Annotated in this window: 26 protein-coding genes; 12 read left to right on the top strand and 14 right to left on the bottom strand. The window is 64.9% G+C overall.

All coding sequences use genetic code 11. From position 1 onward, the window contains the following. Positions 1–52 precede the first annotated feature (52 nt). The 9 genes from AADJ04_RS02010 to mnmG form a co-directional block, all read right to left on the bottom strand. Positions 53–448 (bottom strand): YcfL family protein, encoded by a 396-nt coding sequence (locus AADJ04_RS02010; RefSeq protein WP_341238575.1) that lies wholly within the window; start codon positions 446–448, stop codon positions 53–55. Positions 449–491: 43 nt separating this feature from the next. Continuing rightward, positions 492–2,015, bottom strand: a complete 1,524-nt coding sequence (locus AADJ04_RS02005) for a hypothetical protein (protein WP_341238574.1) — start codon at positions 2,013–2,015, stop codon at positions 492–494. A 335-nt stretch (positions 2,016–2,350) separates the two neighbouring features. Further along, on the bottom strand, positions 2,351–3,097 hold the full coding sequence (locus tag AADJ04_RS02000; RefSeq protein WP_341238573.1) for a class I SAM-dependent methyltransferase: 747 nt from the start codon (positions 3,095–3,097) through the stop codon (positions 2,351–2,353). A gap of 306 nt (positions 3,098–3,403) precedes the next feature. Continuing rightward, on the bottom strand, positions 3,404–4,321 hold the full coding sequence (locus AADJ04_RS01995; protein WP_066693070.1) for a ParB/RepB/Spo0J family partition protein: 918 nt from the start codon (positions 4,319–4,321) through the stop codon (positions 3,404–3,406). Positions 4,322–4,356: 35 nt separating this feature from the next. Beyond that, positions 4,357–4,905, bottom strand: coding sequence for an alpha/beta fold hydrolase (locus tag AADJ04_RS01990; RefSeq protein WP_341238572.1), 549 nt, complete (start codon positions 4,903–4,905; stop codon positions 4,357–4,359). A 25-nt stretch (positions 4,906–4,930) separates the two neighbouring features. Next, complete coding sequence (locus AADJ04_RS01985; protein WP_273624117.1) at positions 4,931–5,731, bottom strand: ParA family protein; 801 nt, start codon at positions 5,729–5,731, stop codon at positions 4,931–4,933. A 15-nt stretch (positions 5,732–5,746) separates the two neighbouring features. Beyond that, entirely contained in the window at positions 5,747–6,361 is a 615-nt protein-coding gene (locus AADJ04_RS01980) for a LysE family transporter (protein WP_341238571.1), read from the bottom strand. A gap of 134 nt (positions 6,362–6,495) precedes the next feature. After that, the gene (rsmG, locus tag AADJ04_RS01975) at positions 6,496–7,179 is read right to left on the bottom strand and encodes a 16S rRNA (guanine(527)-N(7))-methyltransferase RsmG (RefSeq protein WP_341238570.1); all 684 of its coding nucleotides are present in this window, start codon (positions 7,177–7,179) and stop codon (positions 6,496–6,498) included. Further along, positions 7,176–9,152, bottom strand: a complete 1,977-nt coding sequence (gene mnmG, locus AADJ04_RS01970) for a tRNA uridine-5-carboxymethylaminomethyl(34) synthesis enzyme MnmG (RefSeq protein ID WP_341238569.1) — start codon at positions 9,150–9,152, stop codon at positions 7,176–7,178. The genes rsmG and mnmG overlap by 4 nt, the downstream gene beginning before the upstream one ends. A 218-nt stretch (positions 9,153–9,370) precedes the next feature. Here mnmG and AADJ04_RS01965 point away from each other — a divergent pair, with 218 nt between their 5' ends. The 5 genes from AADJ04_RS01965 to AADJ04_RS01945 all read left to right on the top strand — a co-directional run bounded on the left by AADJ04_RS01965 (position 9,371) and on the right by AADJ04_RS01945 (position 13,419). After that, on the top strand, positions 9,371–9,967 hold the full coding sequence (locus AADJ04_RS01965; protein ID WP_341238568.1) for an NAD(P)H-dependent oxidoreductase: 597 nt from the start codon (positions 9,371–9,373) through the stop codon (positions 9,965–9,967). A 67-nt stretch (positions 9,968–10,034) separates the two neighbouring features. Further along, on the top strand, positions 10,035–10,295 hold the full coding sequence (locus tag AADJ04_RS01960) for a YkgJ family cysteine cluster protein (RefSeq protein WP_341238567.1): 261 nt from the start codon (positions 10,035–10,037) through the stop codon (positions 10,293–10,295). A gap of 712 nt (positions 10,296–11,007) precedes the next feature. Further along, complete coding sequence (locus AADJ04_RS01955; RefSeq protein WP_341238600.1) at positions 11,008–11,346, top strand: hypothetical protein; 339 nt, start codon at positions 11,008–11,010, stop codon at positions 11,344–11,346. A gap of 112 nt (positions 11,347–11,458) precedes the next feature. Beyond that, positions 11,459–12,064 (top strand): glutathione transferase GstA, encoded by a 606-nt coding sequence (gene gstA / locus AADJ04_RS01950; protein WP_341238566.1) that lies wholly within the window; start codon positions 11,459–11,461, stop codon positions 12,062–12,064. 251 nt (positions 12,065–12,315) lie between these two features. Then, the gene (locus AADJ04_RS01945) at positions 12,316–13,419 is read left to right on the top strand and encodes an alkene reductase (protein WP_341238565.1); all 1,104 of its coding nucleotides are present in this window, start codon (positions 12,316–12,318) and stop codon (positions 13,417–13,419) included. 31 nt (positions 13,420–13,450) lie between these two features. On the opposite strand, the gene AADJ04_RS01940 is transcribed toward AADJ04_RS01945, so the two are convergent. The 3 genes from AADJ04_RS01940 to AADJ04_RS01930 all read right to left on the bottom strand — a co-directional run bounded on the left by AADJ04_RS01940 (position 13,451) and on the right by AADJ04_RS01930 (position 18,017). Beyond that, entirely contained in the window at positions 13,451–13,786 is a 336-nt protein-coding gene (locus tag AADJ04_RS01940) for a hypothetical protein (protein ID WP_341238564.1), read from the bottom strand. A 139-nt stretch (positions 13,787–13,925) separates the two neighbouring features. Then, complete coding sequence (locus AADJ04_RS01935; protein WP_341238563.1) at positions 13,926–15,581, bottom strand: methyl-accepting chemotaxis protein; 1,656 nt, start codon at positions 15,579–15,581, stop codon at positions 13,926–13,928. Between the two features lie 120 nt (positions 15,582–15,701). Next, a complete protein-coding gene (locus AADJ04_RS01930; protein WP_341238562.1) occupies positions 15,702–18,017 on the bottom strand; it encodes a heavy metal translocating P-type ATPase in 2,316 nt (771 codons plus the stop codon). Positions 18,018–18,150: 133 nt separating this feature from the next. On the opposite strand from AADJ04_RS01930, the gene AADJ04_RS01925 reads away from it, so the two are divergent. Both AADJ04_RS01925 and cueR read left to right on the top strand, forming a co-directional pair. Continuing rightward, positions 18,151–18,351 carry a cation transporter gene (locus AADJ04_RS01925; protein WP_198847673.1) on the top strand — a complete coding sequence of 67 codons (201 nt, stop codon included), beginning with the start codon at positions 18,151–18,153 and terminating at the stop codon, positions 18,349–18,351. After that, a complete protein-coding gene (gene cueR / locus AADJ04_RS01920) occupies positions 18,348–18,797 on the top strand; it encodes a Cu(I)-responsive transcriptional regulator (RefSeq protein WP_341238561.1) in 450 nt (149 codons plus the stop codon). Before AADJ04_RS01925 ends, cueR begins: the two co-directional genes overlap by 4 nt. Positions 18,798–18,869: 72 nt before the next feature. On the opposite strand, the gene AADJ04_RS01915 is transcribed toward cueR, so the two are convergent. Continuing rightward, positions 18,870–19,568, bottom strand: coding sequence for a TetR/AcrR family transcriptional regulator (locus AADJ04_RS01915; protein WP_341238560.1), 699 nt, complete (start codon positions 19,566–19,568; stop codon positions 18,870–18,872). A gap of 287 nt (positions 19,569–19,855) precedes the next feature. Here AADJ04_RS01915 and AADJ04_RS01910 point away from each other — a divergent pair, with 287 nt between their 5' ends. The 3 genes from AADJ04_RS01910 (at position 19,856) to AADJ04_RS01900 (ending at position 23,529) form a co-directional block, all read left to right on the top strand. Continuing rightward, positions 19,856–21,043, top strand: coding sequence for an acetyl-CoA C-acyltransferase family protein (locus AADJ04_RS01910; RefSeq protein WP_341238559.1), 1,188 nt, complete (start codon positions 19,856–19,858; stop codon positions 21,041–21,043). Between the two features lie 61 nt (positions 21,044–21,104). After that, positions 21,105–22,271 carry an acyl-CoA dehydrogenase family protein gene (locus AADJ04_RS01905; protein WP_341238558.1) on the top strand — a complete coding sequence of 389 codons (1,167 nt, stop codon included), beginning with the start codon at positions 21,105–21,107 and terminating at the stop codon, positions 22,269–22,271. A 166-nt stretch (positions 22,272–22,437) separates the two neighbouring features. Then, the gene (locus AADJ04_RS01900; RefSeq protein WP_341238599.1) at positions 22,438–23,529 is read left to right on the top strand and encodes a glycerophosphodiester phosphodiesterase; all 1,092 of its coding nucleotides are present in this window, start codon (positions 22,438–22,440) and stop codon (positions 23,527–23,529) included. A gap of 91 nt (positions 23,530–23,620) precedes the next feature. Here the strand turns inward: AADJ04_RS01900 and AADJ04_RS01895 are convergent, their stop codons facing one another. Then, positions 23,621–24,673 (bottom strand): recombination-associated protein RdgC, encoded by a 1,053-nt coding sequence (locus tag AADJ04_RS01895; protein WP_142085098.1) that lies wholly within the window; start codon positions 24,671–24,673, stop codon positions 23,621–23,623. A 351-nt stretch (positions 24,674–25,024) separates the two neighbouring features. Between AADJ04_RS01895 and AADJ04_RS01890 the strand changes: the two genes are divergently transcribed. Continuing rightward, complete coding sequence (locus tag AADJ04_RS01890; RefSeq protein WP_341238557.1) at positions 25,025–25,579, top strand: Spy/CpxP family protein refolding chaperone; 555 nt, start codon at positions 25,025–25,027, stop codon at positions 25,577–25,579. Next, complete coding sequence (locus AADJ04_RS01885; RefSeq protein WP_341238556.1) at positions 25,539–26,165, top strand: hypothetical protein; 627 nt, start codon at positions 25,539–25,541, stop codon at positions 26,163–26,165. The genes AADJ04_RS01890 and AADJ04_RS01885 overlap by 41 nt, the downstream gene beginning before the upstream one ends. The last annotated feature ends 369 nt before the right edge of the window (positions 26,166–26,534 follow it).

Here is a 26,534-nt window from a genome sequence, read left to right as displayed (position 1 = left end):
AAGCGTGAGAGAGGGGGAAGGCGCGCAGCGACTCAGGGGGTGCTTCATATCTTCAGCGCGGCTCGACGTTCATTTCCAGGCGCAGGTCCACGGCCGCGCCGGTGGGGGCCACGCTCTTGATGGTTTGCTGGCCCAGGCCCAGCACGGTGAGTTGCTTCCACGACTCGCCATCGCCCACCTGGTTACCCACGTTGTCCAGCCATTTGAAGCGGTAGAACAGCGTGCGGTCACTGCGCACGGAGCTGGACAGGTCGGCCTGCACCGACAGGATGTCGTTCTTGCGCACCAGGCGCATTTCGCGCACGGCGATGCCGTTGGCTTCACCGCGCAGGGCCACTTTGGCGGCCACGGCGGCAGGGGTTGCGGGGTCGTGCTGCTGGGCGCCGGCAGCGCCGGCCAAACCCACGCAGGCGGCGCACAGGGCGCTCAGGAGGATGCGGTTGGTCATTGAAAAGATTCCTTCAGGCAAATCGTATGAGGGTCGGTGCCCATCAGTTCTTGGCAGCCGGTGTAGGCGCTGCTACGGGGGACTTGGCCACAGGCTTGGCGGGGCGGGTGTTGGCGCGTGGCGCGGGCTTGGCAACAGGAACCGCTGGAGCGGCAACCTCTACCGGCGCGGCGCTGGCGGGAGCCAGCTTGCCCAGGCTCGCGACGGAACCCATCAGCACGGTGTTTTCGTACAGGCGCAGGGGCACCAGAGCGTACTGGCCGTCGATCTTGACGGGGTCAGGCAGCGCACGGCCGTTCACTGTGACGACGTGCTCACCCGGAGGCAGGTAGCCGCGGGCGATGTAGACACGGCCGGGCAACATGCGCCACATGCGGTCATCGGCCACCTCGGTCGCAGCCGAGGCCACAGCGCCAATCAGGCCACCCACCAGACCGCCACCCTTTTGCAACTCGTTCTGCATCACGCCTTTGGCGATGGCACGGGTCACGCCGCGCAGCACCATGCCGGGCATTTCGTCCTTCAGGGCACGGCGGGCCATCACGTTCACGTCCACCACTTTTTCCAGCTTGAGGTCGGTGCCTGCGGCCGACAGCGTGGTCAGCAGTGGGTCGGTAGAGGGCTCAATCACGGGGTAGGAAATGCTGGCAGTGACCATGCCACGGCCTGTGGGCACGGGGATGGTGAACGCCTTGGGCTTGCGGGCGGGCGCATCACCCGCTTCCACCACGAACAGCACGTCCGTCATGCGCTGGCGGCGCTTCCAGGTGAAGCTGGTGCGGTTGTCCAGGCCGCGCAGGCCCTCTTCCAGCACACCGGTTTCGGGCTTGAGCTCGATCGCCTTGCGGTAGCCGGGGGCGGCCAGGCCGGACTCGCCCAGCACTTCGTACATGAAGCCCGCCAGGTAGTGGCTCAGGGCGTTCTGGTAGCCGTTCTTCAGCGCCAGCACTTCGGGATCGTTCAAGGTTTCGACGGGGTAGCCGTTGAGCTCCTTGCCGCCGGCAGCGGCGCCCTTGGACTTGGCTTCTTCTTCAGCCGCCAGGGTTTCCTTGGAGCGGAACTCGGCAATGATGGCCTCGCGTTCGTGCGTGCGCTTGATGTCCACACGGGCGTTTTCAAAGTCGCCCACGGCCACGCGGTTCATGGCCAGGCGGGTGGTGAGCCACACCTTTTCGTAGTCCTGGCCTTCGTAGTTCTTGAGCCGCTCGCTGATCAGCGCGGCGCCCACGGTGCCCATCAGCTTGGAAGGGTTGGTCTTGGCGGTTTCTTCCCATTCCTTGACCTTGATGTCTGCCAGCAAGAAAGCGTTCGTGCTGTCTTCGTAGCGGCGGTCCATGCGCAGCAGCTCACCCCGCTCCAGGTTGTAGAGCAGCGCGGTCTTATCGTCCTCGGACTTGGCAGAGGCTTCCAGCTGGGCCAAGGCAGCAGGAATGCCGCCGGTGCGGCCTGCCGACTGCACATCGCTGGCCAGCTTGTCGTGGCTTTGCATGCTGGCGCAACCTGTCAAGGCTGCGCTCAAGGTCAATACCCACAGCAGACGGGGGCGGAAGTGCGCAAGAGATTTCATTTTTTTCCTAGGAGAACGATGTACGGGATGTCAGAAAGCCCTGCAGCCCCCACCGCACGCTACCAGCCAAAGCTGACGCCAGCCCTGCTGCGCGCACCAAAGCGGACAGACAAGGTACGGGTTGCGAGCGGTGAAAGGTGAATCGGTGCCACGGTGCGCCCCCTCCCGGTGCGCAAGCGTGTCAGGCAGTCCCCTCAAACTGTGAGTTTTCTGGAAGTTATGTTGGCAAATGTCGCCAAGTGGGAATGTATCAAACCGCTGTGACTTTCTACAACCCTAAGGGCCCCTCCAAAGGGCTGCACAGTGAGTCTGGCAAAGCACCAATGCCATAGCGTTCACTTACTCTGGCCCCGCAAAGGCAGGCGATAAATCCACACCACCCGGCCACCCGGAGCACGCAACTGGGCATGGGGCAACACGCCCGGCACGGCAAATTCCAGGCTCACCAGCCAGGTGCCGGGGGCCATCTCGGCCTGGGCCTTGGCGGCAGCACGGGCCATGCTTTCGGGCCGCTGGAACAGGTACACCATCTGGTAGCCACTCCAGTCGGTCTTCCACATATCGGCGCGGCGCACCCGGGCCCAGGGGCAGCGCAACGCGCAGGCCACGCGCAGCGGCCAGCTCCATTCGATGCCGTCCAGCGCCACCTGCGGATAGGCAGAGCGCAGCGCCATAAGGCCGTCACCCAGGCCGCAACCGGCATCCAGCACCCGTGCAGCAGGTGCCAGCGGAGCCTGGGCAGGCAGCGCCTTCAAAGCGTGGCGCGGCGTGGGGAACACGGGCGCATCGCGCCAAGCATTGAGCGGGTACACCAGCATCAGCAAGGCCAGCGGAACCAGCCAGGCCCAAGCGGGCAACGCCACTCCGCCCACCAAGGCCAGCGAGAGCGGAAACCCGGCGGCGATGAGGCCGCGCCGCCACCAGCTCGCGCCCCATACGCTGGCAACCGTTCCCAAAAGGCAAGGCAGCAGCAGGGCCCATAGTGGCGCTACCAGGGGCTGTAACACCATGAACAAGAGCCAGGCGGCGGCCCAGGCCAGCAAGGCCGGTAGCGGCCAGGGCAGGCGCAACGTCATGCCCATGCCCCCGCGGTGGCAGGCGGCACCCCGCCCCGGCACGCTGTGGGTGCAGGCAAGGCGGTGCAATGGATGAAGAGGTGGTGCATGGCCGGGGCTGGAAGAAGGCAGTACGGCGCTTCTTGCGGCCGCCCTGCAGCGCAGCAGTGTAGGCGGCTTGGCTGCGCAGGCCGAGGGGTTCAGCCCCAGGCAACGGCCCGGCGCGTGGCAAAGTTCACAGTCTGGCCCGGCAGGCTGTCAACGCGGGCGCGCAAGGCGGGCGCAAGCCCTGCGGCTGGCCCATCCACGCGGGGCCAAAAAGATGCGGGCAGCTCAGCCCCGCAGGCGCTCGATCAGGCCGTTGAGTTCTTCCAGAGAACCAAACTGGATGGCCAGCTCGCCCATGTCCTCCATGCGCCCTGCCCGCTTCACGCGCTTTTTGACGCGCACTTCCACGGCGGCCATCAGCAGGTCTGACAGTTCTTCTTCCACGCGTTTCATGTCGCGCGACTTTTCCTTCTTGGGTTTTTGGGGCACCAGGTTGAATTCGGCACCGATCTTCTTGACCAGGCTTTCAGCTTCACGCACCGACAGCTTCTTGGCCGCGATCTGGTTGCCCGCGGTGATCTGCGCGGCGCGGTCCAGCGCCAGCAGTGCCCGGGCGTGGCCCATGTCGATGTCACCCGCCATGAGCATGGTCTGCACGGGTTCGGCCAGGTTGAGCAAACGCAGCAAATTGCTGGCCGCGCTGCGCGAGCGGCCCACGGCCTGCGCGGCCTGCTCGTGCGTGAGGCCAAACTCGCGAATCAGGCGCTGCAGGCCCTGCGCTTCTTCCAGCGGGTTCAGGTCTTCACGCTGGATGTTCTCGATCAGCGCCATGGCCGCAGCGGCCTCGTTGGGCACCTCGCGCACCAGCACAGGCACTTCCGCCAGCCCAGCCAGGCGAGAGGCGCGGAAGCGCCGCTCGCCCGCGATGATTTCGTACTTGCCCGCGTTCTCTCCATCCACCAGACGGCGCACCAGAATCGGCTGCATGATGCCCTGGGCCTTGATGGATTCGGCCAGCTCATACAGCGCGCCTTCGTCCATCCGCGTGCGCGGCTGGTACACGCCGGGCACCAGTTCGGTCAGAGGCAGCGAGCTGGGCAAGCCTGCTTGAACGGCCTGGGCCTGCTCGACTTTTTCTTCGACCTTGGGGCCGAGCAATGCTTCGAGGCCACGGCCGAGGCCCTTGGGTTTTTTGGTAACCATGTCTACAAATTCCTGAAAAGTATGCGGACCATCGCTCAAGCGGCAGCCAGTTGCTGCAGCCAGCCATGGCCTTCGGCCCAATCGCCCAGGCCAGATTCCGCGTTGATGTGCCCACGTTCGCCGTAATCCACAAAGCGGGCGCCCCAGGCCTGGGCCAGGGCTTCGGCGCGCTCCAGGCTGCAATACGGGTCATTGCGGCTGCCCACCAGCAGGGCGGGGAAAGGCAGCGGCTGGCGCGCGATGGGGGCCCAGCCGTGGATCTGTGCGGCCAGATCAGGCCGCTCCACATCGCCCGGGGCCACCAGCAAGGCGCCGCGCACCTTGGCCGCATGGCGCGTGTGGGCCGCCCACCAGGCGGTGAGGATGCAGCCCAGGCTGTGCGCCACCAGCAGCACGGGGCCGTCGGCGTCGGCCACGGTCTCTTCCAGCCGGGCCGACCAGTCGCCGCGCAGCGGGCGCATCCAGTCGTGCTGGTCCACGCGGTGGTAGCCGTGCAGCGCTTCCCAGCGGCTTTGCCAGTGGTCGGGGCCAGAGTTCTGCCAGCCGGGCAGCAGCAAGGTGTTGCGGGGGCTGATTACTATCATTTTTATAGCTGCTTGCGCTTGTAAATCAAGCCTTAGAGGCCTTTTTGACTGCAATGCCCATGCGCTTGACCCGGTCCACCATCTCTTTGGCGAAATCCACAAACGCGTGGCTGCCCTTGGCAGAGGGGTCGAACACCACACCGGGCAAGCCGTAGCTGGGGGCTTCGGCCAAGCGCACGTTGCGGGGAATCACGGTGTTGAACACCTTGTCGCCAAAGTGGTCCTTGAGCTGTTCGCTCACCTGCTGCTGCAGCGTGATGCGCGGGTCAAACATCACCCGCAGCAGGCCAATGACCTGCAGGTCGGCGTTGAGGTTGGCGTGCACCTGCTTGATGGTGTTGACCAGATCGGTCAGGCCTTCCAGCGCGAAGTATTCGCACTGCATGGGCACGATCACGCCATGCGCGCTGCACAGGCCGTTGAGGGTGAGCATCGAGAGCGACGGCGGGCAGTCGATGAGCACGAAGTCGTAGTCCGCATCGGCCGCAGCCAGCGCAGCCTTCAGGCGTTTTTCGCGCTGCTCCAGGGCCACCAGTTCCACCTCGGCCCCGGCCAGTTCGCGGTTGGCGCCCAGCACCCAGTAGCCACACTTGTCCGACAGCACCGCGGCCTCTTTGACCGAGGCGGACTCCAGCAGCACGTCGTACACCGACAGCTCCAGCTGGCGCTTGTCCACACCCGAGCCCATGGTGGCGTTGCCCTGGGGGTCCAGGTCCACCATCAGCACGCGCTGGCCAATTTTGGCCAGGCCCGCAGCCAGGTTGACGGTGGTGGTGGTTTTGCCCACACCGCCCTTTTGGTTGGCGATACAAAAAATCTTAGCCATGTGAACGTGCCCGAATTACTTGGAAATGGCCAGCTTGATGCCGAAGCCAATAAGGAAGACGCCAGCCAGTTTTTCCAACACGCGGGCAATGGAAGGGTTGGCGCGCATGCGCTCGGCCAGCCGGTGGGTCAACAGCACCACGATCAGGCCGTAGGCAAAGGTCAGCGCTGCGATGGTGGCTGCCATGACACCAAAGGTGAGCATGCCCTGGTGGCGCGCCGGATCGACAAACAAGGGGAAGAACGCCATGTAGAAAACAATGGCCTTGGGGTTGAGCAGCGTGATCAACCCTGCCTGCTTGAAGTAGTGACGCGGCTCGATGTGGAGCACGGGTTTGGCACCGGGCTTGGCGGTCAGCATCTTGAAGCCCAGCCAGGCCAGGTAACCGGCACCCAGCCATTGCACGGCAGCAAATGCCGTGGGGTACGTGGCCAGTAAGGCCGCCACGCCAGCCACTGCGGCCCACATGAGCACCTGGTCGCCAGCAATCACGCCCAGCGTGGCCGCCAACCCGCCGCGAATGCCGCCCTTGGACGTGGAGGTGATAAGTGCCAGATTGCCGGGGCCTGGAATGGCCAGAAACAACACAATGGCGGCGACATAGGCGCCGTAGTCAGCAATGCCAAACATGATTTTCCCCGGTGCGCTGAAGGGCGCAGCAAAAAGAGTGCGCCCCGAATGAGGTGACGAGTTTACGCGACCCCTGTGGCGGCAACGTGCAGCAAGGCAGTGGCCGCACCACCCAGCACGGCAAAAGCACGCATTCAGACGGGCTGCATCCAGACGATGCAGCGCTCCGCATCCAGCCCCGGCACAGTCAACTGTTCCACGTGAAACACCTTCACGTCTGCAGGCAGCGCAGCAATCTCGTCCGCAGGGTGCTTGCCCTTCATGGCCAGCCACACGCCGTGGGGTGCAGCCAGCGCAGAGCGCGACCACACCACAAAGTCGGGCAGGGAAGCAAAGGCGCGGCAGCTCACCACATCAAAGGCTTCAGTCAGCGTCTCCACCCGGGCGTGTAGGCCGTGCAGGTTGCGCAACTTCAAGGCCACTGCCGCTTGCTGGATGAAGGCGGCTTTCTTGCCCACGGTGTCCACACAGCTCACGTCCAGCTCGGGGCAGCAAATCGCAAACACCACACCGGGCAGGCCACCGCCGGAGCCCACATCCAGCAGGCGCACCCCCCTGCCCTGCACCGCACCACTTTGCGCCAACTGCGCCAGATGGCGACGCAAGGGCAGCACAGCGGCCAGGCTGTCGAGCAGGTGGTGGGTCAGCATTTCCTGCGGGTCGCGCACGGCCGTCAGGTTGTAGACCTTGTTCCACTTTTGCAGCAGGGCCAGAAACTCCATCAGTTGCGCAAGCTGCGGGGCGGACAGCTCCAGTCCCATCGCAGCCGCACCTTCCTGCAGGCGTGCTTGCAGGGCTTCGGTGGTGGATGCACTCATGCAGCCACCTCACCTTCGGCCTGGGCAGGATTCAAAGCAAAGTCTTTGAAGCCACCCTTCTTCAGATGCACCATGAGCAGCGAAATGGCAGCGGGAGTAATACCCGTGATGCGCGACGCCTGGCCCAGCGTTTCAGGGCGATGGCGGGTGAGCGCCTGGCGGGCTTCAATGCTCAGGGCCGTCACCTGCATGTAGTCCAGCTCGGCCGGAAGGCGCAGTTTTTCGTAATACGCAGCGCGCTCCACCTCGCCCTTCTGGCGGTCGATGTAGCCCGAGTACTTTGCAGCGATCTCCACCTGCTCGATCACTGGGGCGCTCAAATCACCCAGCGTTTCACGTGAAACATCGGCGCTGGCGTACTTGCCGCCATCCATGCTCACCAACGCTTCGTAGGTCACATCAGGGCGGCGCAGCAGATCGAACAGGTTGTATTCGTGCTCAATGCTTTTGCCCAGCACACGCTCGGATTCCGAAGCGGGCAGGTTGCGCGGGTTCACCCAGGTGGCCTTGAGGCGTTCTGTTTCACGTGAAACAGCGTCGCGCTTGCGGCTGAATGCGTCCCAGCGGGCATCGTCCACCAGACCCATCTTGCGGCCCACTTCGGTCAAACGCATGTCGGCGTTGTCTTCGCGCAGCTGCAGGCGGAACTCCGCCCGGCTAGTGAACATGCGGTAAGGCTCGGTCACGCCCTTGGTGATGAGGTCATCCACCAGCACGCCCAGGTAGGCCTCATCCCGGCCGGGCAGCCAGGGGCCGTCGCCACGGCATTGCAGCGCGGCATTGATGCCCGCAAACAGGCCCTGGGCCGCCGCCTCTTCATAGCCGGTGGTGCCGTTGATCTGGCCCGCAAAGAACAGGCCCTGGATCTGGCGCGTTTCAAAGCTGCTCTTGAGCGAGCGCGGGTCGAAGTAGTCGTATTCGATGGCGTAGCCGGGGCGCAAGATGTGGGCGTTTTCCAGGCCCTTCATGCTGCGCACCAGGTCGTACTGGATGTCAAACGGCAAGCTGGTGCTGATGCCGTTGGGGTAGTACTCGTGCGTGGTCAGACCTTCTGGCTCCAGAAAGATCTGGTGCCTGTCCTTGTCGGCAAAGCGGTTGATCTTGTCTTCCACACTGGGGCAGTAGCGCGGGCCCACGCCTTCGATTTTGCCGGTGAACATGGGGCTGCGGTCAAAGCCGCTGCGGATGATTTCGTGCGTGCGCTCGTTGGTGTGCGTGATCCAGCACGGCACCTGCTGGGGGTGCATGGCCGCATGGCCCATGAAGCTGAACACGGGCACGGTGCCCTCATTCACGCCGCCGGGCATGCCGTCACCCGGTTGTTCCTCGCACTGGCTGAAGTCAATCGTGCGGCCATCAATGCGCGGTGGTGTGCCGGTCTTCAGGCGGCCCTGGGGCAACTTCAATTCCTTGAGACGGGCGCTGAGCGACACGGCGGGCGGGTCCCCCGCCCGGCCGGCGGAGTAATTGTTCAGGCCCACGTGGATCTTGCCATCGAGGAACGTCCCGGCCGTTAGCACCACGGTGCGCGAGCGGAAGCGGATGCCCACCTGCGTCACCGCGCCCACCACCCGGTCGCCCTCCACCATCAAGTCATCCACGGCCTGCTGGAACAGCCACAGGTTGGGCTGGTTCTCCAGCATGCGGCGGATGGCGGCTTTGTAGAGGATGCGGTCGGCCTGCGCGCGTGTGGCGCGCACGGCAGGGCCTTTGGAGCTGTTGAGGGTGCGGAACTGGATGCCACCCTCGTCCGTGGCCAGCGCCATGGCACCGCCCAGGGCATCCACCTCCTTGACCAGATGGCCCTTGCCAATGCCGCCAATGCTGGGGTTGCAGCTCATCTGCCCCAGGGTCTCGATGTTGTGGGTGAGCAGCAAGGTTTTGCAGCCCATGCGGGCAGCGGCCAAGGCGGCCTCGGTGCCAGCATGGCCACCGCCGACAACGATCACATCAAATTCCTGGGGGTACAACATGGGAGGGCTCCGGGGCCCTGCGGGGCCCAATCAACAAAAACACCCGCGCGAGGTTCGCACTGCAAGCCAGGCGGAAGGCCTCGGCAGTCCATCAGGCGCGATTGCGGGTAACCCCTGATTTTCCCACTTTGTGCGCTTTGTGTCTGGGCAACCCTGTGTTTCACGTGGAACACCCCCACGCAGGAATCCTGCCCGGCCGGTGTGATTCAATGGAGTCCATGCCAAACGCCCAACTCCTCATCTTCGCTGGCAGCACACGCCAGCAGTCGTTCAACCGCAAACTGGCCCACGCCACTGCCGCTATCGCGCGCGATGCCGGTGCCAGCGTCACGGTGCTGGAGCTGTCTGACTTTGACATCCCGCTCTACAACGCTGACCTCGAAGCCGAGGGCACACCGGCCGACGTAGTGCGACTCAAGCAGGCGCTGTTCGACCACCCCGCCTGGATCATCTGCTCGCCCGAGTACAACGGCAGCTACACCGCCCTGCTCAAGAACACCATCGACTGGGCCTCCAGCCCGGTGAAGGGCCACCCCGATTGGCAGGACGGCACCCGCTCGTTCCGCGGCAAAGTGGTGGGCATGCTCAGCGCGTCGCCCGGCGCCCTGGGTGGCCTGCGCTCACAAAGCCACCTGGGCCCCTTGCTCACCAACCTGGAATGCTGGCTCGCGCCCAAGGCATTTGCACTGGGCTCGGCAGGCAGCGCCTTTGACGAATCAGGCGCCCTGGTGCAGCAAGCCCACCGCGACCGCGTGCGCGCCGTGGTGGATCAGGTGCTGTGGGCGGCTGAACGCCTGCAACCACCGGCCGCGTGAGCATTTCAAGCCAAAACAGGCTCTGGCGCTTATCCAGCAAGCGCCAGCAGCTATCAAAATAATAGCGATGGACTGTCGCTCCGGCTGTGGTGCCTGTTGCATCGCCCCTTCCATTTCCACCCCCACGCCGAAGATGCCCCACGGCAAGCGGGCGGGCGAGCCGTGTGCACACCTCATGCCCAGCCTGGCGTGCGATCTGTTCGACAGCCCCGAGCGCCCCGCCGTTTGCGGCAGCCTGCAGCCCAGTGCCGAGATGTGCGGCGCATCGCGTGAACACGCGCTTTTCTGGCTGAATCGGCTGGAGCAGTTGACGCGTCCCCAGGCTTAAACCCTGTGGACAGAACCGGTTCTCAGACACCAACGAGCCACTCACGACATCCAACCCGGCCGTGAGTGGTGTTATTTACCGAAGCACGAGCACGCCTCGCACCAGAAACATAAACTCACAGTTCAAAATACGACTTTTTGTTCATTTTTCATACTTTGCGCACAAAAAGCTACCCGCCTCCGACCTCTCCATGAGTTTTTCGCACACCATCACGGTCTTGGACTTCACCGCCCAAATTGGCCTGCACGCACTGGCCCAGCTGAGTGGCTCCGGCACCCTGCCCACCGCCACCCAGCAGCGCTCCTGGCCTCAGCTGGCACTGGCCCATGTGGCGGGCGCCCCGTTGGTGGACTGGCACCGGCCCGCGCAAGTGGGCGACCTGGGCCAACTGCAGCCAGAGGTAGCGGCAACAGCCGTGCTGATGGGGCCAGGCTCCATCCATTTGCTGGAAGCCGCACTGGGCTCCGATGTGCTGCACACATCCAAGGCTGTCTGGATTTTCCTGCTGCCGAACGCCGTGCTGGCGCGCCATGCCATCGATGCGGCGCTGCGCACCCGCCCGCACCCCAACGTGCAGGTTTTTCAACTCCCCAACAGCGACCCCAAGACGCTGTGGTTCATCCTGATGGAACAACTGGGCAAGCTGCAAGTGCTGGCCTCGCCTCCATCGCTCACCGACCAACACACCATGACAACCAATCTCAAAGAATCCATGAACACCGCCATGGGCATCGACGGCGCGATGGCCGTCGCGCTGGTGGACTACCGCAGCGGCATGTGCCTGGCCCAGGCGGGCAGCGGCATGAACCTGGACCTGGCGGCCGCCGGCAATGCGCAGGTGGTGCAGGCCAAGCTGAAAACGATGGAGAGCCTGGGCCTGCGCAAGGGCATTGAGGACATCCTCATCACCCTCGCAGACCAGTACCACCTGATCCGCCTGGTGCGCCACATCCCTGGCCTGTTCCTCTACCTCGTGCTGGACAAGAACAAGGGCAACCTGGCGCTAGCGCGCTACAAGCTGACCGACATCGAGCGCACGCTCAAGGTCTGACGCCTCTTGGAACCTGCTCACAGCACGCCCTGAAAAACCGCAGGGGTGCAACCATCGCACACCCCGCATACGATGCACGTTCCGTGATTTCTTGATCTGAGGACACACACCCATGAAGCTGTATTACTCTCCCGGCGCCTGCTCACTCTCGCCCCACATCGTGCTGCACGAAGCCGGCCTGGCTTTTGATGCCGTGCTGGCCAGCACCAAGACGCACAAACTGCAAGACGGCACGGACTTCTACACCATCAACGAACTGGGCTACGTGCCCGTGCTGGAGCTGGACAATGGTGAGCGCCTGCGCGAAGGCCCCGCCATCGTGCAGTACATCGCCGACCAGGTGCCTGCCAAGAACCTCGCACCCGCCAACGGCACGATGGACCGCTACCGCCTGCAAGAGTGGCTGACTTTCATCGGCACCGAACTTCACAAGGGCCACAGCCCCCTGTTTGCCCCCGGCACGCCCGAAGACTACAAGCCCCTGGTGCGCGAACGCCTGCAAAGCCGCTTCGCCTGGATCGACAAGCAACTGGCGGGCAAGGACTACCTGATGGGCAGCTTCAGCGTGGCCGATGCCTACCTGTACACCGTCTCGCGCTGGGGCCAGTTTGTGGGCGTGGACACCTCGGGCCTTGCCAATCTGCAAGCCTTCAAGCAGCGCATGGAGGCACGCCCTGGCGTGCAGGCTGCTCTCAAGGCCGAAGGCCTGATCAAGTAAGCGCCGCCAGCCACCTCGGCAGTCTGGCCAGAGCTGAGCCCGATCAGCGCGACCTTTGCAAAAAGGCCGCGCTTTTTTCATGGAGTTCCACCGCCCACGACGTTTCACGTGAAACGCCAGCCACACCGACCAGTCATCGGGGGCAGCACAAAAAGAAAGCCCTTGTTGATGCATCCGTCCTGCACGTTTTGCGCAACGGCGGTATTCTTTGCGGGTTAGCCCTTGTGTAGCCTCTTTCTCAGAAAGTGCCCATGACTTCTCTTTTCGAACCCACCCACGCAGGCGACATCGCCCTGGCCAACCGCATCGCAATGGCCCCGCTCACGCGCAACCGCGCACCCGACGCCATTCCCACCGAACTCACCGCCACCTACTACGCGCAACGCGCCACTGCCGGGCTGATCATCTCGGAAGCCACCGCCATCAGCCCTGAAGGCCAGGGCTACGCTGACGTGCCCGGCCTGTACGGCACGGAGCAGCTTGACGGCTGGAAGAAGGTGACGCGCGCCGTGCACGAGGCCGGCGGCAAGATCGTGGTGCAGCTGTGGCACGTGGGCCGCATCTCGCACACCTCGCTGCAGCCCGGCCATGCCAAGCCTGTGGCGCCTTCGGCCATCCGCGCCCATGCCAAAACCGTGCTGCTCAAGGACGGCGTGCCCACCTTCACCGACACCTCCGAGCCCCGCGCGCTCGACGCCGAAGAACTGCCCCGCATCGTGCAGGACTACCGCCACGCCGCGCGCAATGCCATTGCCGCCGGCTTTGATGGCGTGGAAATCCACGCGGCCAACGGCTACCTGATTGACCAGTTCCTGAAGACCGGCGCCAACCAGCGCACCGACGACTACGGCGGCAGCATCAAGAACCGCGCACGCCTGCTGCTGGAAGTGACCCGCGCCATCGTCGATGAAATCGGCGGCGGCCGCACCGGCATTCGCCTCTCGCCCGTCACCCCCGCCAACGACATCGTGGACGAGAACCCACAGCCGCTGTTTGACTACGTGGTGCGCGAACTGGGCAAGCTGGGCCTGGCCTATGTGCACATCATCGAAGGCGCCACCGGCGGCCCGCGCGAGCTGCCCGACCGCCCCTTTGACTACGCCGAACTGCGCAACGCCTACCGCGCCGCCGGTGGCAAGGGCGCCTGGATGGTGAACAACGGCTACGACCGAGCCCTGGCAGAAGCCGCCCTGGCCAACGGCGCCGACATCGTGGCGTTTGGCCGCCCCTTCATCTCCAACCCCGACCTGGTGGAACGCCTCAAGCAAAACGCGCCGCTCAACGAGCTGAACCGCGACACCCTGTACGGCGGCGGTGCCAAGGGCTACACCGACTACCCCACCCTGGCAGGCTGATCGCTGCGCCCCACGGGCCAGGCAGGGCCGCTCAGCCCTGGCCCAAGGGGCTCTTCACCCGCATCACGATGCGGGTGAAGAGCCGGTCATACGCCGGGTCGCGTGGGCGGCCAAGGGCCAGCGGGTTCACGTTGGTGGCAAACGCGGCGTCCACGGCAGCCCAGTCATCGTCATCCAGGTAAGCCTGCGCCGCAGGCAGCACCATGGTTTCTTCCAGGCGCATGTGCTCACGGTAAAAGGTCAGGTAGCGCCACAGCGCCTCGGTAAACACCCCACGGCGCCCTTCCCCCATCAGCTCCCAGGCCAGCAGCAAGTGCTGCAGCTCGCGCACTGCGGCTTCGCCACGGACATGCTCAGCATCCAGCATTGGCTATCGCTTGACCTCTATGGCCAAAGCTCAATTGATCAAGCCTGCACTGTACAAACAACAAAGACCCCGAAGGGCCTTTGCTTAACTTACTGGCATTGCCCCAAGCGGGGGCTTTGTGAGCTGACCGTGGCGGGGTTCACCCCAGCAAGGCGCGCGGTGCCGGCTCAGGGGCAGACAGGCCTTGTGGTGCTGGCGCAGAGAAGTTGCCGTGGCCCGCAAAGCCCATGGAGTCAGCCAAGCGGAACTGCTGCACCACTTGCGACAGGCGGGCTGCCTGCTCACGCAGCGATTCGGCCGCTGCGGCCGACTCTTCCACCAGCGCTGCGTTCTGCTGCGTCATGCGGTCGATCTCGGCCACCGACTGGTTCACCTGACCAATGCCGGCAGACTGCTCTGAAGCCGCCGCCGTGATCTCGCCAATGATGTCGCCCACGCGCTGCACGCTGCTCACGATGTCCTTCATCGCCGTGCCCGCGTCTTCCACATGGCGCACGCCACCGTCCACCGCGGCCACGCTGCTCTGGATCAGCACCTTGATGTCGCTGGCCGCGGCCGCCGAGCGCTGGGCCAGGCTGCGCACTTCACTGGCCACCACCGCAAAGCCCCGGCCCTGCTCGCCCGCGCGGGCGGCTTCCACGGCCGCGTTCAGCGCCAGGATGTTGGTCTGGAAGGCAATCGAATCGATCAGGCCAATGATGTCCCCGATCTTGCGGCTGGAGGCCGAGATCTCATGCATGCTGGACACCGCCTGCGCCACCACCGAGCCACCACGCGTTGCCGTGGTGGAGGCCGATGCCGCCAGCTGGTTGGCCATTTGCGAAGACGATGCCGTTTGCTGCACCGTGGCGGTGATTTCCGACAGCGAACTGACGGCCGCCTGCGCGTTGCTGGCGGTTTGCTCGGTGCGGTGCGACAAATCCTGATTGCCCGTGGCAATCTCCTGGCTGGCTGTGGCGATGTTGCCGCTGGCGTCACGCACCTGCGCCACCAGGGTACCCAGGCCTCGCTGCATTTCGTCCAGGGCGCGCAGCAGGTCTGCCACCTCATCGCGCCCTTCCGTGCGGATGGACTGCGACAGATCCCCACCTGCAATGGCCTTGGCCAAGCGCTGTGCCTGGTCCAGCGGCTTGCAGATGGAATGCAGGTTCAGCAGCGTGAGCGGCACCACCACCACCACGGTGATCAGCACCGCCAGCGCAAACAGCCACTTGGTCTGGTTAGACACGCCCTGCTGTTCGGCCACCGATTTCTGCACCTCGTTGCGCAGCACTTCATCCAGTTGCGTCATCAGCTTGTCGGCCTCGGCAAACTCGGCCACGGCCTTGCCGCTCATGCGGTTGGCAATGGTGACCGTGTCGTAGCCGCCGGCTTCCAGCTGGCGTGCCACGTGGGCAAAGGCTTCCTTGTAGCTATCCAGGCGCTTGATGATGTCGCGCACCACGGCGTTGTCCACATCCTCTTCACCTTGCAGGAACTGGTTGGCCACCTTCTTGGCCTTCTCCTGGCTCTCCAGCCACTGGGTGTGCGCGGCCTTCACGGCTTCGGGCTTCTCGTAGCCAATGATCATGTCCTTCTCATACTGGCGGATAGCGCCCATCTCGCTGTGCAGCTGGGCCAAGTAACCCACCTCCTGAAAGGAGCTGTTCATGAAGTCCTCGCTCATGGAATAGATGCGGAACATGCCGAACATGCCCGCGCCCCCCAAAAGGCCCAGCAAGACCAGCACCACAGCGATGGCCCCCAACATGCGAAACCGGATGGTGAACTGCCGCATGAGCGAAAAGAGATTCATGATTAGGTCGTCCTCAATGGAATGCTTGGGCCAGGCCCGTGTTTGCGCGAACTAGTTTACAGTTTTGAAACTATTTGTTGCAGTTTGCCAGACATCCAGGCCGCCGACCATTGCGGTTTATCACATGCGCCAGCGTTTGAGTAGCAGGGCGTTTGCCATCACGCTCACCGAACTGAGGGCCATGGCCGCCCCCGCCACCACGGGGCTGAGGTAGCCCAGCGCGGCCAGCGGGATGCCCGCCACGTTGTACGCAAACGCCCAGAACAGGTTCTGGCGGATCTTGCTCACCGTGCGGTGGGAGATGTCCAGCGCCGCAGCCACCAGCATCGGGTCGCCGCGCATCAGCGTGATGCCCGCCGCATGCATGGCCACATCGGTGCCATTGCCCATGGCCATGCCCACGTCGGCAGCAGCCAGGGCCGGGGCATCGTTCACGCCGTCGCCTACCATCGCCACAATGCGGGGCTGGGGGGCAGAGCCCGCCCCACTTTTTACATTTGCAGCGTTGCCGCGCTGCAACAACTGGATCTGCGCAGCCTTGTCGCCGGGCAGCACCTCGGCCATCACCTCGCCCGCAGCAGGGTCCAATCCCAGGCGGCGCGCCATGGCCTCGGCCGCGCCCCGGTTGTCCCCCGAAATCATCACCGTGCGAATGCCCCGGGCCTTCAGCGCAGCCAACGCCTCACGTGCGCCGGGCTTGGGCTCGTCGCCAAAGGCCAGCAACGCCAGCACCCGCAAACCCTGCGGCGTGGGCCCGGCCACGGCCGACACGGTAAAGCCCTCTTGCTGCAACGCCAGCGCACGCTGCGCCAGCGGGCCCGCGTTGGCAGCGCCCTCGTCGGCTGCGGCAGGCAGCACGGGCACGCCCAGTTCCTGCATCCAGCGCAGGCTGCCAATGTGCCAGGTCTGGCCCTGCACCACCCCTTCGGTGCCCCGCCCTGGCACGGCACGCACGCCATCGGCCGCTTCAGGTGCCATGCCGCGCTGCGCAGCCGCTGCCACCACGGCGCGCGCCAGGGGGTGTTCGCTGCCGCTTTGCACACCGGCCACAGCCGCCAGCACAGCGGCTTCGTCTGCACCCGCCGCCAGCTCCAGCGCCACCAGCCGGGGCTGGCCCACGGTCAGCGTGCCCGTCTTGTCAAACGCCACGGTGTCCACCCGGTGCGCCACCTCCAGCGCCTGCACGTCCTTGATCAGAATGCCGTGCTGCGCCGCCACGCCCGTGCCCGCCATGATGGCCGCCGGTGTGGCCAGCCCCAGGGCACAGGGGCAGGCAATCACCAGCACCGCCACGGCGTGGATCAGCGCCGCCTCCGTGCCCGCACCCGCCCACAGCCAGCCCAGCAGCGTGATCAATGCCAGCCCCAGCACCACGGGCACGAACACGGCAGACACCTTGTCCACCAGGCGCTGTAGCGGCGCCTTGGCGGCCTGCGCGTCTTCCACCAGGCGGATGATCTGGGCCAGCACGGTTTCAGAGCCCACCGCCTGCACCTGCATCACGATGCGGCCATCGCCGTTGATGGAGCCGCCCGTCAGCCGCCCGCCCAGCTCGCGCGCCACCGGCAACGGCTCGCCCGTCAGCATCGATTCATCCACCTGCGTCTGCCCCTCGGTCACGACCCCATCGGCCGGAATGCGCTCACCCGGGCGCACCACCAGCCGGTCGCCCACCATCACCTCGGCCACGGGCACGTCCACCTCGCCGGTTTTCGACAGCAGGTGCACCACATCCGGCCGCAGGGCGTGCAGCGCGCGGATGGCAGCGGTGGTCTGCCGCTTGGCGCGCGCCTCCAGCCACTTGCCCAGCAGCACCAGTGTGACCACCACGGCCGACGCCTCAAAGTACAGGTGCGGCACATTGCCTGGGTGATCGGTCGGCGCCGTCAGCCACAGCCACATCGACAAGCCCCAGCCCGCGCTGGTGCCCACCGCCACCAGCAAGTCCATGTTGCCGCTCAGCGCCTTGGCCGCCGCCCAGCCTGCCTTGTAGAAGCGGGCACCCAGAATGAACTGCACCGGCGTGTCCAGCAGAAACTGCACCCACGCCGGAAGCATCCAGTGCTGGCCAAACAGGTCGCCCAACATGGGCAGCACCAGCGGCGCCGACAACGCCAGCCCCACCGCCACGGGCAAGAAGCCCGCCCAGGGCGAGGCGTCCTCCGGCGCATCGGTGGCATCGGCCGCGCGCGGCTCGTAGCCCGCATTGCGCACCGCTCGCCGCACCAGCGCCTGCAGGGCGGCGGCGTCGGTGCCATCGGGCACGGTGTAGGCAATGCGCGCCGACTCGGTGGCCAGGTTCACCGTGGCATCCTGCACGCCGGGCACCTTGCGCAGCGCGCGTTCCACACGGCCCACGCAGCTCGCGCAGGTCATGCCGCCAATGCCCAAGTCCAGCGACTGGGCCCCTTCGGGGGTAGGTTGGGTGGTTTTCATAGGCCCGACAGTAATCCTTGACGCCATGGCAAGGTCAAGGCATTTTTAAAGGGCTTGACCATGACATGATGTAAAGGTTCATGATCGGATGCAGGGTGAATCCCACCCGCCAACCATCCACAGGAGTTTTTCCATGCAAACGCAAACTTTCCAGGTCCAGGGCATGACATGCGGCCACTGCGAACGGGCCGTCACGCAAGCCATCCAGCAAGTGGACCCTGCCGCCACGGTGCAGATCGACCGCGCCAGCGGCCAGGTGCAGGTGCAAAGCGCCGCCCCGCGCGAGCAACTGGCCGCCGCCATTGCCGAAGAAGGCTACACCGTCGCCGCATGAACCGGCTCAGCCCACGCCGCAGCCCCGCCCCACAGGCCTGGCCCGTGCCCATCAGCGAAGCGGCGCGCCTGGCCGGTGTGTCGGCCCGCATGGTGCGGCATTACGAATCGCTGGGCCTGCTGCAAAGCGTGGCCCGCTCTGAAGGTGGCTACCGCCAGTACACCGAGGCCGATGTGCACACCCTGCACTTCATCCGCCGCGCACGCGACCTGGGCTTCTCCATCGAAGAAATCTCCACGCTGCTGGCCCTGTGGCACGACCGCAGCCGCACCAGCGCCCAGGTCAAGCGCATCGCGCAAAGCCACATCGACCAGCTCACCCAGCGCATCGCTGCCATGCAAGCCATGCAGCGCACCCTGCAAACCCTGGTGGGCTGCTGCCAGGGGGACGACCGACCGGACTGCCCCATCCTGGACGATCTGGCTGGGGGCGGGCTCCTGAAGTGAATCAACGCTATTGATTCAATAGCACGTCGCGCTTGATGGGAGAGCGCTAGCGCCCAAAATGGCTTAAAGCCATCACCGGCCCGCTGCAGCCACACGGCCGGGGCCCAGCACGCCGTGCATCAGCGTGCCAATGCACTGCTCGGCCACCTGGGCGGCGCTGTATTCGCCGCCGCTCTGGTACCAGCGGCCGATCCAGCTCAGCGCTCCGGCAATCACAAAGGCCGTCATCTTCGGGTCGCACGGGGCGAGCGTGCCTTCCTGCACGCCCTGCGCCACCAGGCGGCGAAACGCCTGGTCGATCTCGGACTTCATGCGGCGCAGCTCGGTGCGGCTGGGCTCGGGCACCTCTTCGTCACCAATGCGGATGATGCACATGCCAAACGGCTGGGTGACGATGTCGGCATACACCTGCATGCACGCGCGCAGCTGGTCCACCGCGTTGCCGCCAGCCTGGCGCGAGGCCTCGATGCCTTCCAGAATCAGGTGCAGGCCTTTCTTCACGCACTCCAGCAGGATCTCGTCCTTGTTCTTCACGTAGTAGTACAGCGTGGGTTTGGAGACCTGCAGCCGCGCGGCAATGTCGTCGAGCGACGTGGCATGGAAGCCGCGCTCGTTGAACATTTGCGCCGCTGTGGACAACACCGCGTTGCGCTTGGCCTCGCGCTGCTGTTCGCGCGCGGGGGCCTGCGGCCAGGGCGATGGCTGCGCTAGCGCACGCGGGCGGCGCGCGCCGGGCTTGGGTGCCGCGCGGGGGGTGGAAGGTGGGGCCATGGGGGTGTCTTCTGGTCGGTGTACCGGGTAAATCCTGATGCCGCCGGGGGCGGACGCTTCAAAAATCTACTTTCAAGTAACAAGTCTACGTAAAAGTAGCCCCCACCCGACTGCAAGAAAACCCGCAGGGGCAAACCCTGCAGGTGCTGAAGCTCCTGTTGCGACCAGAAACGGCTGGATGGCCCGGCAGACCAGGGCAGTGGTTCCCACGGCATCAAGGTTTTTGCTCTCCGGCCCTGATTTGCCCAGCCACGGCACACCCCCTTTTCATTTCCAGGAGTTTTTTCATGACCCACCGTGACGTCGTCGTCGTCAGCACCGCCCGCACCGCCATCGGCACCTTCGGCGGCAGCCTGAAGGACATGCCCAACACCCAGCTCGCCACCACCGCCGTCAAAGCCGCCATCCAGCGCGCCGGCATCGCGCCCGACGCCGTGGGCCATGTGGTGATGGGCAACGTGATTCCCACCGACACCAAGGACGCGTACCTGAGCCGCGTGGCCGCCATCGACGCGGGCTGCCCCATCGAGACGCCTGCCTTCAACGTCAACCGCCTGTGCGGCTCGGGCCTGCAAGCCATCATCAGCGCCGCGCAGGCCATTGGCTATGGCGACTGCGATGTGGCCTTGGGCGGTGGCTCCGAGAGCATGAGCCGCGGCCCCTACTTCGACCAGGGCGCGCGCTGGGGCGCCCGCATGGGCGACAGCAAGAGCATCGACTACATGCTCGGCATCCTGCACGACCCCTGGCAGAAGATGCACATGGGCATCACCGCCGAGAACGTGGCTGAGCGCTACAAGATTTCGCGCGCGATGCAGGACGAACTGGCCCTGACCAGCCAGCAGCGCGCCGCCGCCGCCATCGTTGCGGGTTACTTCAAGGAGCAGATCGTTCCCGTCGAAATCGCCACGCGCAAGGGCACCGTGCTGTTTCAGGAAGACGAGCATGTGCGTGCCAGCACCACCCTGGAAGTGCTGGCCGGAATGAAGCCCGCGTTCAAGAAGGAAGGCGGCACCGTGACCGCTGGCAACGCATCGGGCATCAACGACGGCGCGGCGGCCGTGGTGCTGGCCGCAGGTGACCGCGTGGCGGCCCTGGGCCTCAAGCCCCTGGCGCGCCTGGTCGGCTATGCGCACGCAGGCGTGGACCCGGCCTACATGGGCATCGGCCCCGTGCCTGCCACGCAGAAGGTGCTGGCACGTACCGGCCTGAAAGTGCAGGACATGGATGTGATCGAAGCCAACGAAGCCTTTGCCGCCCAGGCCTGCGCCGTGGTGCAGGAACTGGGCCTGGACCCCGCCCGCGTCAACCCCAACGGCTCGGGCATTTCGCTGGGCCACCCCGTGGGTGCCACCGGCGCCATCATCACCACCAAGGCGATTGCCGAGCTGCACCGCACCGGCGGGCGCTATGCGCTGGTGACCATGTGCATCGGCGGCGGCCAGGGCATCGCTGCCATCTTCGAACGGGTTTGAGTCATTTTGGCCTCCAGCGCTTATCCAGAAAGCGCTGGCAGCTCCTATATTCATAGCAATCATGCTTCCCAACACCCTCCTCACGGCCGAGCAGAAGGCCGAACTGCAAGTCTTCACCGGATCGCTGGAGCGCTTTTGCGACACCGAGATCGAGCCCCATTACCGCGACTGGGAAAAGGCGGGCCTTGTCCACCGCGAGCTCTTTCGCAAGATGGGCGAGAACGGCTACCTCTGTGCCGACGTGCCCGAGCAGTACGGCGGCGCGGGCGCCAGCGTGCACTTCTCGTTTGCCGTGGTGGAGGTGCTCTCGCGCCGGGGCTACGGCGGTTTTGTGGGCGGGCTGCAGGTGCACAACGACATCATCCCGCCCTACCTGCTGCACTGCGGCACCGAGGCGCAGCGCGAATACTGGCTGCCGCGCATGGTCAGCGGCGAAGCGGTGGCCGCCATCGGCATGACGGAGCCCGGCGCAGGCAGCGACCTGAAAGCCATCCGCACCACGGCCAAAAAAGATGGAGATGGCTACGTCATCAACGGCAGCAAGATCTTCATCAGCAACGGCCAGCACTGCGACCTGCTGGTGCTTGCCGCCAAGACCGACCCGGCGGCCGGCGCCAAGGGCGTGAGCCTGTTCCTGGTCGATACGAAAAGCCCCGGCTTCACGCGCGGTCAGAACCTGGAAAAAATCGGCCAGCACGCGGGCGATACGTCGGAGCTGTTCTTCAACGACCTGCGCGTGCCCGCCGACGCGCTGCTGGGCGGGGTGGAAGGCCAAGGCTTCGTGCAGATGATGCGCGAGCTGCCGCGCGAACGCCTCATCATCGGCGTGCAGGCGGTGTATGGCGCCAAGGGTGCGCTCGACGCCACGGTGAAGTACGTACAAGAACGCCAGGCATTTGGCCAAGCGATTGGGCAGTTCCAGAACACGCGCTTCACGCTGGCCCAATGCGCGAGCGACATCGCCGCCGCGGAGGCGTTTTTGAATGCCAGCGTGGCCGCCTACGAGCGCGGCGAACTCACCCCCGAGGCGGTGAGCGCACTCAAGCTGCACACCACTGAAGTCATGGGCCGCGTGGCCGATGCCTGCCTGCAACTGTTTGGCGGCTACGGCTACATGGCTGAATACCCCATCTCGCGCTTCTGGACCGATGCGCGCGTGCTGCGCATCTATGGCGGCACATCAGAAATCATGAAAGAGCTGGTGGCGCGATCGCTGCTGGGGCGTTGAGAGACGGCACCGCAAAATACCAACAGTGCGCACCCAGCGGCCACTCAGCGGTGGCAGCCCCGCCCGGGCACAGCCCGTCACACTCTTTTCACAAGGGGCCGTGAGCATCGCCCGTCTTTCACAAAACGAGGAGAACCGTATGCAAATTCGAAACGTACTACTGGCCATGGCAGCCGCGGTGGTGGCATCCACGGCCTGCGCTGGCAGCGACACACCGGCCTGGCCTCCCACCCCCACCGTGATTGCCCACCGCGGGGCTTCGGCGCTGCGGCCCGAACACACGCTGGCTGCGTACCAAAAGGCGATTGACGACGGCGCCAACGTCATTGAGCCCGACCTCGTCATCACCAAGGACGGCGTATTGGTAGCCCGCCACGAGAACGCGATTGCCATCCTCAACGCCGACGGCAGCGTGCGCGAAGCCACCACCGATGTGATGGACCGCCCCGAGTTTGCCGCCCGCAAGACCACCAAGACCATCGATGGCACGGCCATCACCGGCTGGTTTGTGGAGGACTTCACCCTGGCCGAACTCAAGACCCTGCGCGCACGCGAACGCATTCCGGCCATTCGCCCAGCCAATGTGGCCTACAACGGCCAGTTCGAAGTGCCCACGCTGCAGGAAGTGATCGACCTGGCCAAGGCGCAGTCGGCCGCCAAGGGCCGAATCATCGGTATCGCGCCTGAAACCAAACACCCCAGCTTCTTCCAGTCGATTGGCATGCCGCTGGAGCCCGCATTGCTGGCTGTGCTGACCAAGAACGGCTGGAACAGCAAGGATGCGCCCGTGTATGTGCAGTCGTTCGAGGTGGCCAACCTGAAGGCGCTGCGCAAGCAGAGCACGGTGCGTCTGGTGCAGTTGCTATCTAGCGGCGGCCGCCCCTATGACTTCACCGCCTCGGGCAACCCCCAGACCTACGCCAACATGGCCACGGCCGCCGGGCTCAAGGAAATTGCCACCTACGCCGATGTGGTGGGCGCGCACAAGGACCTGGTCATCCCCGTGAAAGACGGCGCCCTGGGCACCCCCACCACGCTGGTGAAAGACGCCCACGCGCTGAACCTGGCCGTGCACATCTGGACACTGCGGCCTGAAAACGCCTTCCTGCCTGCCGCCTACAAAAAGGCCCCCACCACGGACAACACCGTGCGCGGCGACAGCGTGAGCGAGATCCAGGCCTTCCTGAAGGCCGGGGTGGATGGCTTCTTCACCGATGACTCGGCCGTGGGCCGCCTGGCGGTGGACAGCCTGAAGTAAACCGCAGCGCTTCCCCCCATGAAAAATGCCGAGGTCACCCTCGGCATTTTTGTTGGCGCACCGGCCGCGCGCCGGGGCTCAGAACCGGCGCTCAGAACGGCGCCGATTCCGGGTCGGTATCCACCGGTGCAGTGGCCGGGCCAGTGACCACGCCCGCGCCCGACTTGCGGGGGGGCAACGTGGCAGCTGCGGGCGCCCTTTGGGGAGCCGCCGCAGGGCCGCCCGCTGCAATGGCTTCGGCCGCGCTGGCCACGCCGCTTTCGGCTTCGCCGCCCAGGGCTTCGATCAGGTCGGGGATGAGCTTGACCAGCTCGCCCGTGGCAATCGCCACATCGGTGTCAAACCCGCCGTCATCGGCCTTGGTGCCTTCAAACACCGTGTCCAGAAACGCCACCTTCTTGAGCTGCATGCCTTCGGTCAGCATGAACGAAACGCGGTCGTCCCAGGTCAGCGCCAGCTTGGTGGGCAGCTTGCCAGCGGCAATGTGGGCCTGGATTTCTTCGATATCGAGCGGGTGGCGCGCATAGCGCACCACGGCCTTGGCTTCGTCCGCGCTTTTGAGCTCGCACTCGCGGTCAATGCTGAAGCCCACGGGCGGCTCTTGCGTGGCCAGCCAGTGCGCCATGGCCGCCTGGGGGCTGGTCTGCGTGTTGATGAGCGACACCGCGAGGCCTGGCAATGATTCCACCAGCAGGCTCACCACCTCGTCGGCGCGGCCCTGGGAGGAGGTGTCCAGCACCAGCAGGCGCGACTCGGTGTCGATCCACACCCACATGCTGCCCTGCTTGGTGAAGGCCATGGGCAGCAAGTCCAGCTTGGCTTCTTCCTTGAGCTCCTTGCTTTCCTTCTTGCCGGGCTTGCGGCCGGTTTCCTGCTCGATGCGGGCGGCCTTTTCCTTCACGCGGCGGTTGAGCACCGAGCCGGGCAGCACCTTGGACTCGACCATGAAACGCAAAATCCACTGCCCGCCCACCGATTCGGCCAGCGCGCCATGCTGCTCACCGCGCGGCGGCACCCAGCCCAGCGATTTTTCCTGGGTGGCCCCGCACTCCATGAAAGGGGCCTTGGCCAGGGCTTCTTCCACCTGCACCAAATCCGCCTGCCAGCCGGGGGCAATGCGGTACACGATCATGTTCTTGAACACGGAAATCCTTCGCTTCGTTGTCTGACTGGGGGTAATTGTCGGCGCTGGCGCGGGCCCCGCCGGCCTACGCGCCAAACAGGGTCGCCGCGCCGAACCCTAATGATATCCACAGCCTGCAGCAATCGCTATCAATTCAATAGCTGCTTGCGCTTTCTTGGATTCGCCTGGAGGCACTTTCTGGCACAAAACTTCCGCGGCTCCACCCGCGCGCCGTACACCCCGGCTTGTCACAACTTTACACAGGCTTCAATCCTGCTCACGCAGGCGATACATGGGCGGCGCACACTGGCTTCAACCGCTGCAACGGTCGTTGTGGCGGAGAACTTCACCCCCTGTGAAAGGACTGATTCCATGACCGCTGCATTTTCAAGCCGCCGCTGGGTAGCCACCGCCGTGCTGGCCGCACTCACTTTGCCCGCCCTGGCCCAAACCCAGGCTCCTGCACCCGCTGCCGCACAGGCCGCCAGCGCCCCCGCCCGCAAGGCCGGTGACATGGCGCAGCGCTACCAGGAACGCATGGCCCAGCGCCAGGCCGCCCTGAAAGAAAAACTCAAGCTGACCGCCGCCCAGGAAAGCGCCTGGACCCAGTTCACCGCCGCGATGCAACCCGGCGAGCGCCCCGCCCGCCCCGACTACAAGGAACTGGACAAACTCACCACCCCCGAGCGCATTGACCGCATGCGCGAAATGCGCGCCCGGCACACCGCCCAGGCCGACAAGCGCGATGAAGCCGTGAAAACCTTCTACGCCGCCTTGAGCCCTGAGCAGCAAAAGACGTTTGACGCCGAATTCCACCGCCAAGGCCCCGGCAAGCACCGGGGTGGGCGCGACCACGGCGGCATGCACGGCCACCACCACGGCCCCGATGGCCACGGCGGCCGCGGCCCAGGCGGCCCCGCACGCTGATCTGGCGCATCCCCCACCCCTGGGGGCCATTCCCGCCCCCAGCAGCCCGCAATCCACCCGGATTGCGGGCTTTTTTCATGGCGCTGGCAGCAGCCTGTGGATAAAGCTGTGCTTTCCGGCAGAGCAACTACCCAGTTATCCACACAAAAATCCGCCGCGCCAAAGTTGTTGTCTGTCAGACAGCGATTTCATACAGACCAGCGCACATGGTTTTTTGCAACGCAAGTGCGCGCAGACATTGAGAAAAATGCAGTTGTCCACAAAAAAGGCGTTGCTCTACTACTACTGCTATTTCAATATAAAGCTTTTAAAGAACAACCTATCAACCGCCGGGAGGCAAACCGGGCAGGGTTGTGAATACCTGAAAAGTGGCGGGGCGGTGTGCGGGGTGTGGAAAAAAGGGTGGACTGGCCGGCGCATGGGGTGGGCTTGCCCGCACGAACCTGGGCAAACGCTGGCAGGTGCACCCCTTTTTTTGCGGCAATGCCCCGTTTTGCTATTAAAAAATGAGCTGATAGCGCTTGCTGGTAAAGCGCTAGCCTGCGTTTTGGCTGAAAACAGGCGTTGCCGACGCGGTGCTGCATAAAACTGGGGATATTTCTGGCACAAGTGCTGGCTTATCCACAGAAAAAGCCGATGTGCCCGTTTTGTCCCCGCTGGCGTGACAGCGCCAACAGGGTTCGGCGCACAGGGTTTGCATGCACGCAAGTGCTTGTGGTGCAAAGGAAAAAAAGGGTTGTCCACACCCAGGGCCCTGCTCTACTACTACGACTATGTTTTTATAAAGACATTAAAGAAGAAGACAGAAGAACAACCGGGAACCCGCAGCGCAGGCCCATGCGGTACACCGGGTAGGCGCTGGCGATGGAAAAGACAGGAAACCCCGGCGTTGGCAGCCAGGTGTGGGGGTTCTGGTGCGGTGCCGGGGCCTTCAAAGGCCGTCAGGCAGCCCACA

This window comes from uncultured Acidovorax sp. (genome assembly GCF_964021665.1).
Taxonomy (GTDB): Bacteria; Pseudomonadota; Gammaproteobacteria; order Burkholderiales; family Burkholderiaceae_C; genus Acidovorax; species Acidovorax temperans.
Note: the sequence above shows the minus strand (reverse complement) of the source record. Positions and strands in the feature narration are given on the sequence as shown.

Coding starts and splice junctions, on each gene's coding strand:
- AADJ04_RS02010 (WP_341238575.1), bottom strand. CDS start 448: ATGACCAACCGCATCCTCCTGAGCGCCCTGTGCGCCGCCTGCGTGGGT.
- AADJ04_RS02005 (WP_341238574.1), bottom strand. CDS start 2,015: ATGAAATCTCTTGCGCACTTCCGCCCCCGTCTGCTGTGGGTATTGACC.
- AADJ04_RS02000 (WP_341238573.1), bottom strand. CDS start 3,097: ATGGGCATGACGTTGCGCCTGCCCTGGCCGCTACCGGCCTTGCTGGCC.
- AADJ04_RS01995 (WP_066693070.1), bottom strand. CDS start 4,321: ATGGTTACCAAAAAACCCAAGGGCCTCGGCCGTGGCCTCGAAGCATTG.
- AADJ04_RS01990 (WP_341238572.1), bottom strand. CDS start 4,905: ATGATAGTAATCAGCCCCCGCAACACCTTGCTGCTGCCCGGCTGGCAG.
- AADJ04_RS01985 (WP_273624117.1), bottom strand. CDS start 5,731: ATGGCTAAGATTTTTTGTATCGCCAACCAAAAGGGCGGTGTGGGCAAA.
- AADJ04_RS01980 (WP_341238571.1), bottom strand. CDS start 6,361: ATGTTTGGCATTGCTGACTACGGCGCCTATGTCGCCGCCATTGTGTTG.
- rsmG (WP_341238570.1), bottom strand. CDS start 7,179: ATGAGTGCATCCACCACCGAAGCCCTGCAAGCACGCCTGCAGGAAGGT.
- mnmG (WP_341238569.1), bottom strand. CDS start 9,152: ATGTTGTACCCCCAGGAATTTGATGTGATCGTTGTCGGCGGTGGCCAT.
- AADJ04_RS01965 (WP_341238568.1), top strand. CDS start 9,371: ATGCCAAACGCCCAACTCCTCATCTTCGCTGGCAGCACACGCCAGCAG.
- AADJ04_RS01960 (WP_341238567.1), top strand. CDS start 10,035: ATGGACTGTCGCTCCGGCTGTGGTGCCTGTTGCATCGCCCCTTCCATT.
- AADJ04_RS01955 (WP_341238600.1), top strand. CDS start 11,008: ATGAACACCGCCATGGGCATCGACGGCGCGATGGCCGTCGCGCTGGTG.
- gstA (WP_341238566.1), top strand. CDS start 11,459: ATGAAGCTGTATTACTCTCCCGGCGCCTGCTCACTCTCGCCCCACATC.
- AADJ04_RS01945 (WP_341238565.1), top strand. CDS start 12,316: ATGACTTCTCTTTTCGAACCCACCCACGCAGGCGACATCGCCCTGGCC.
- AADJ04_RS01940 (WP_341238564.1), bottom strand. CDS start 13,786: ATGCTGGATGCTGAGCATGTCCGTGGCGAAGCCGCAGTGCGCGAGCTG.
- AADJ04_RS01935 (WP_341238563.1), bottom strand. CDS start 15,581: ATGAATCTCTTTTCGCTCATGCGGCAGTTCACCATCCGGTTTCGCATG.
- AADJ04_RS01930 (WP_341238562.1), bottom strand. CDS start 18,017: ATGAAAACCACCCAACCTACCCCCGAAGGGGCCCAGTCGCTGGACTTG.
- AADJ04_RS01925 (WP_198847673.1), top strand. CDS start 18,151: ATGCAAACGCAAACTTTCCAGGTCCAGGGCATGACATGCGGCCACTGC.
- cueR (WP_341238561.1), top strand. CDS start 18,348: ATGAACCGGCTCAGCCCACGCCGCAGCCCCGCCCCACAGGCCTGGCCC.
- AADJ04_RS01915 (WP_341238560.1), bottom strand. CDS start 19,568: ATGGCCCCACCTTCCACCCCCCGCGCGGCACCCAAGCCCGGCGCGCGC.
- AADJ04_RS01910 (WP_341238559.1), top strand. CDS start 19,856: ATGACCCACCGTGACGTCGTCGTCGTCAGCACCGCCCGCACCGCCATC.
- AADJ04_RS01905 (WP_341238558.1), top strand. CDS start 21,105: ATGCTTCCCAACACCCTCCTCACGGCCGAGCAGAAGGCCGAACTGCAA.
- AADJ04_RS01900 (WP_341238599.1), top strand. CDS start 22,438: ATGGCAGCCGCGGTGGTGGCATCCACGGCCTGCGCTGGCAGCGACACA.
- AADJ04_RS01890 (WP_341238557.1), top strand. CDS start 25,025: ATGACCGCTGCATTTTCAAGCCGCCGCTGGGTAGCCACCGCCGTGCTG.
- AADJ04_RS01885 (WP_341238556.1), top strand. CDS start 25,539: ATGGCCACGGCGGCCGCGGCCCAGGCGGCCCCGCACGCTGATCTGGCG.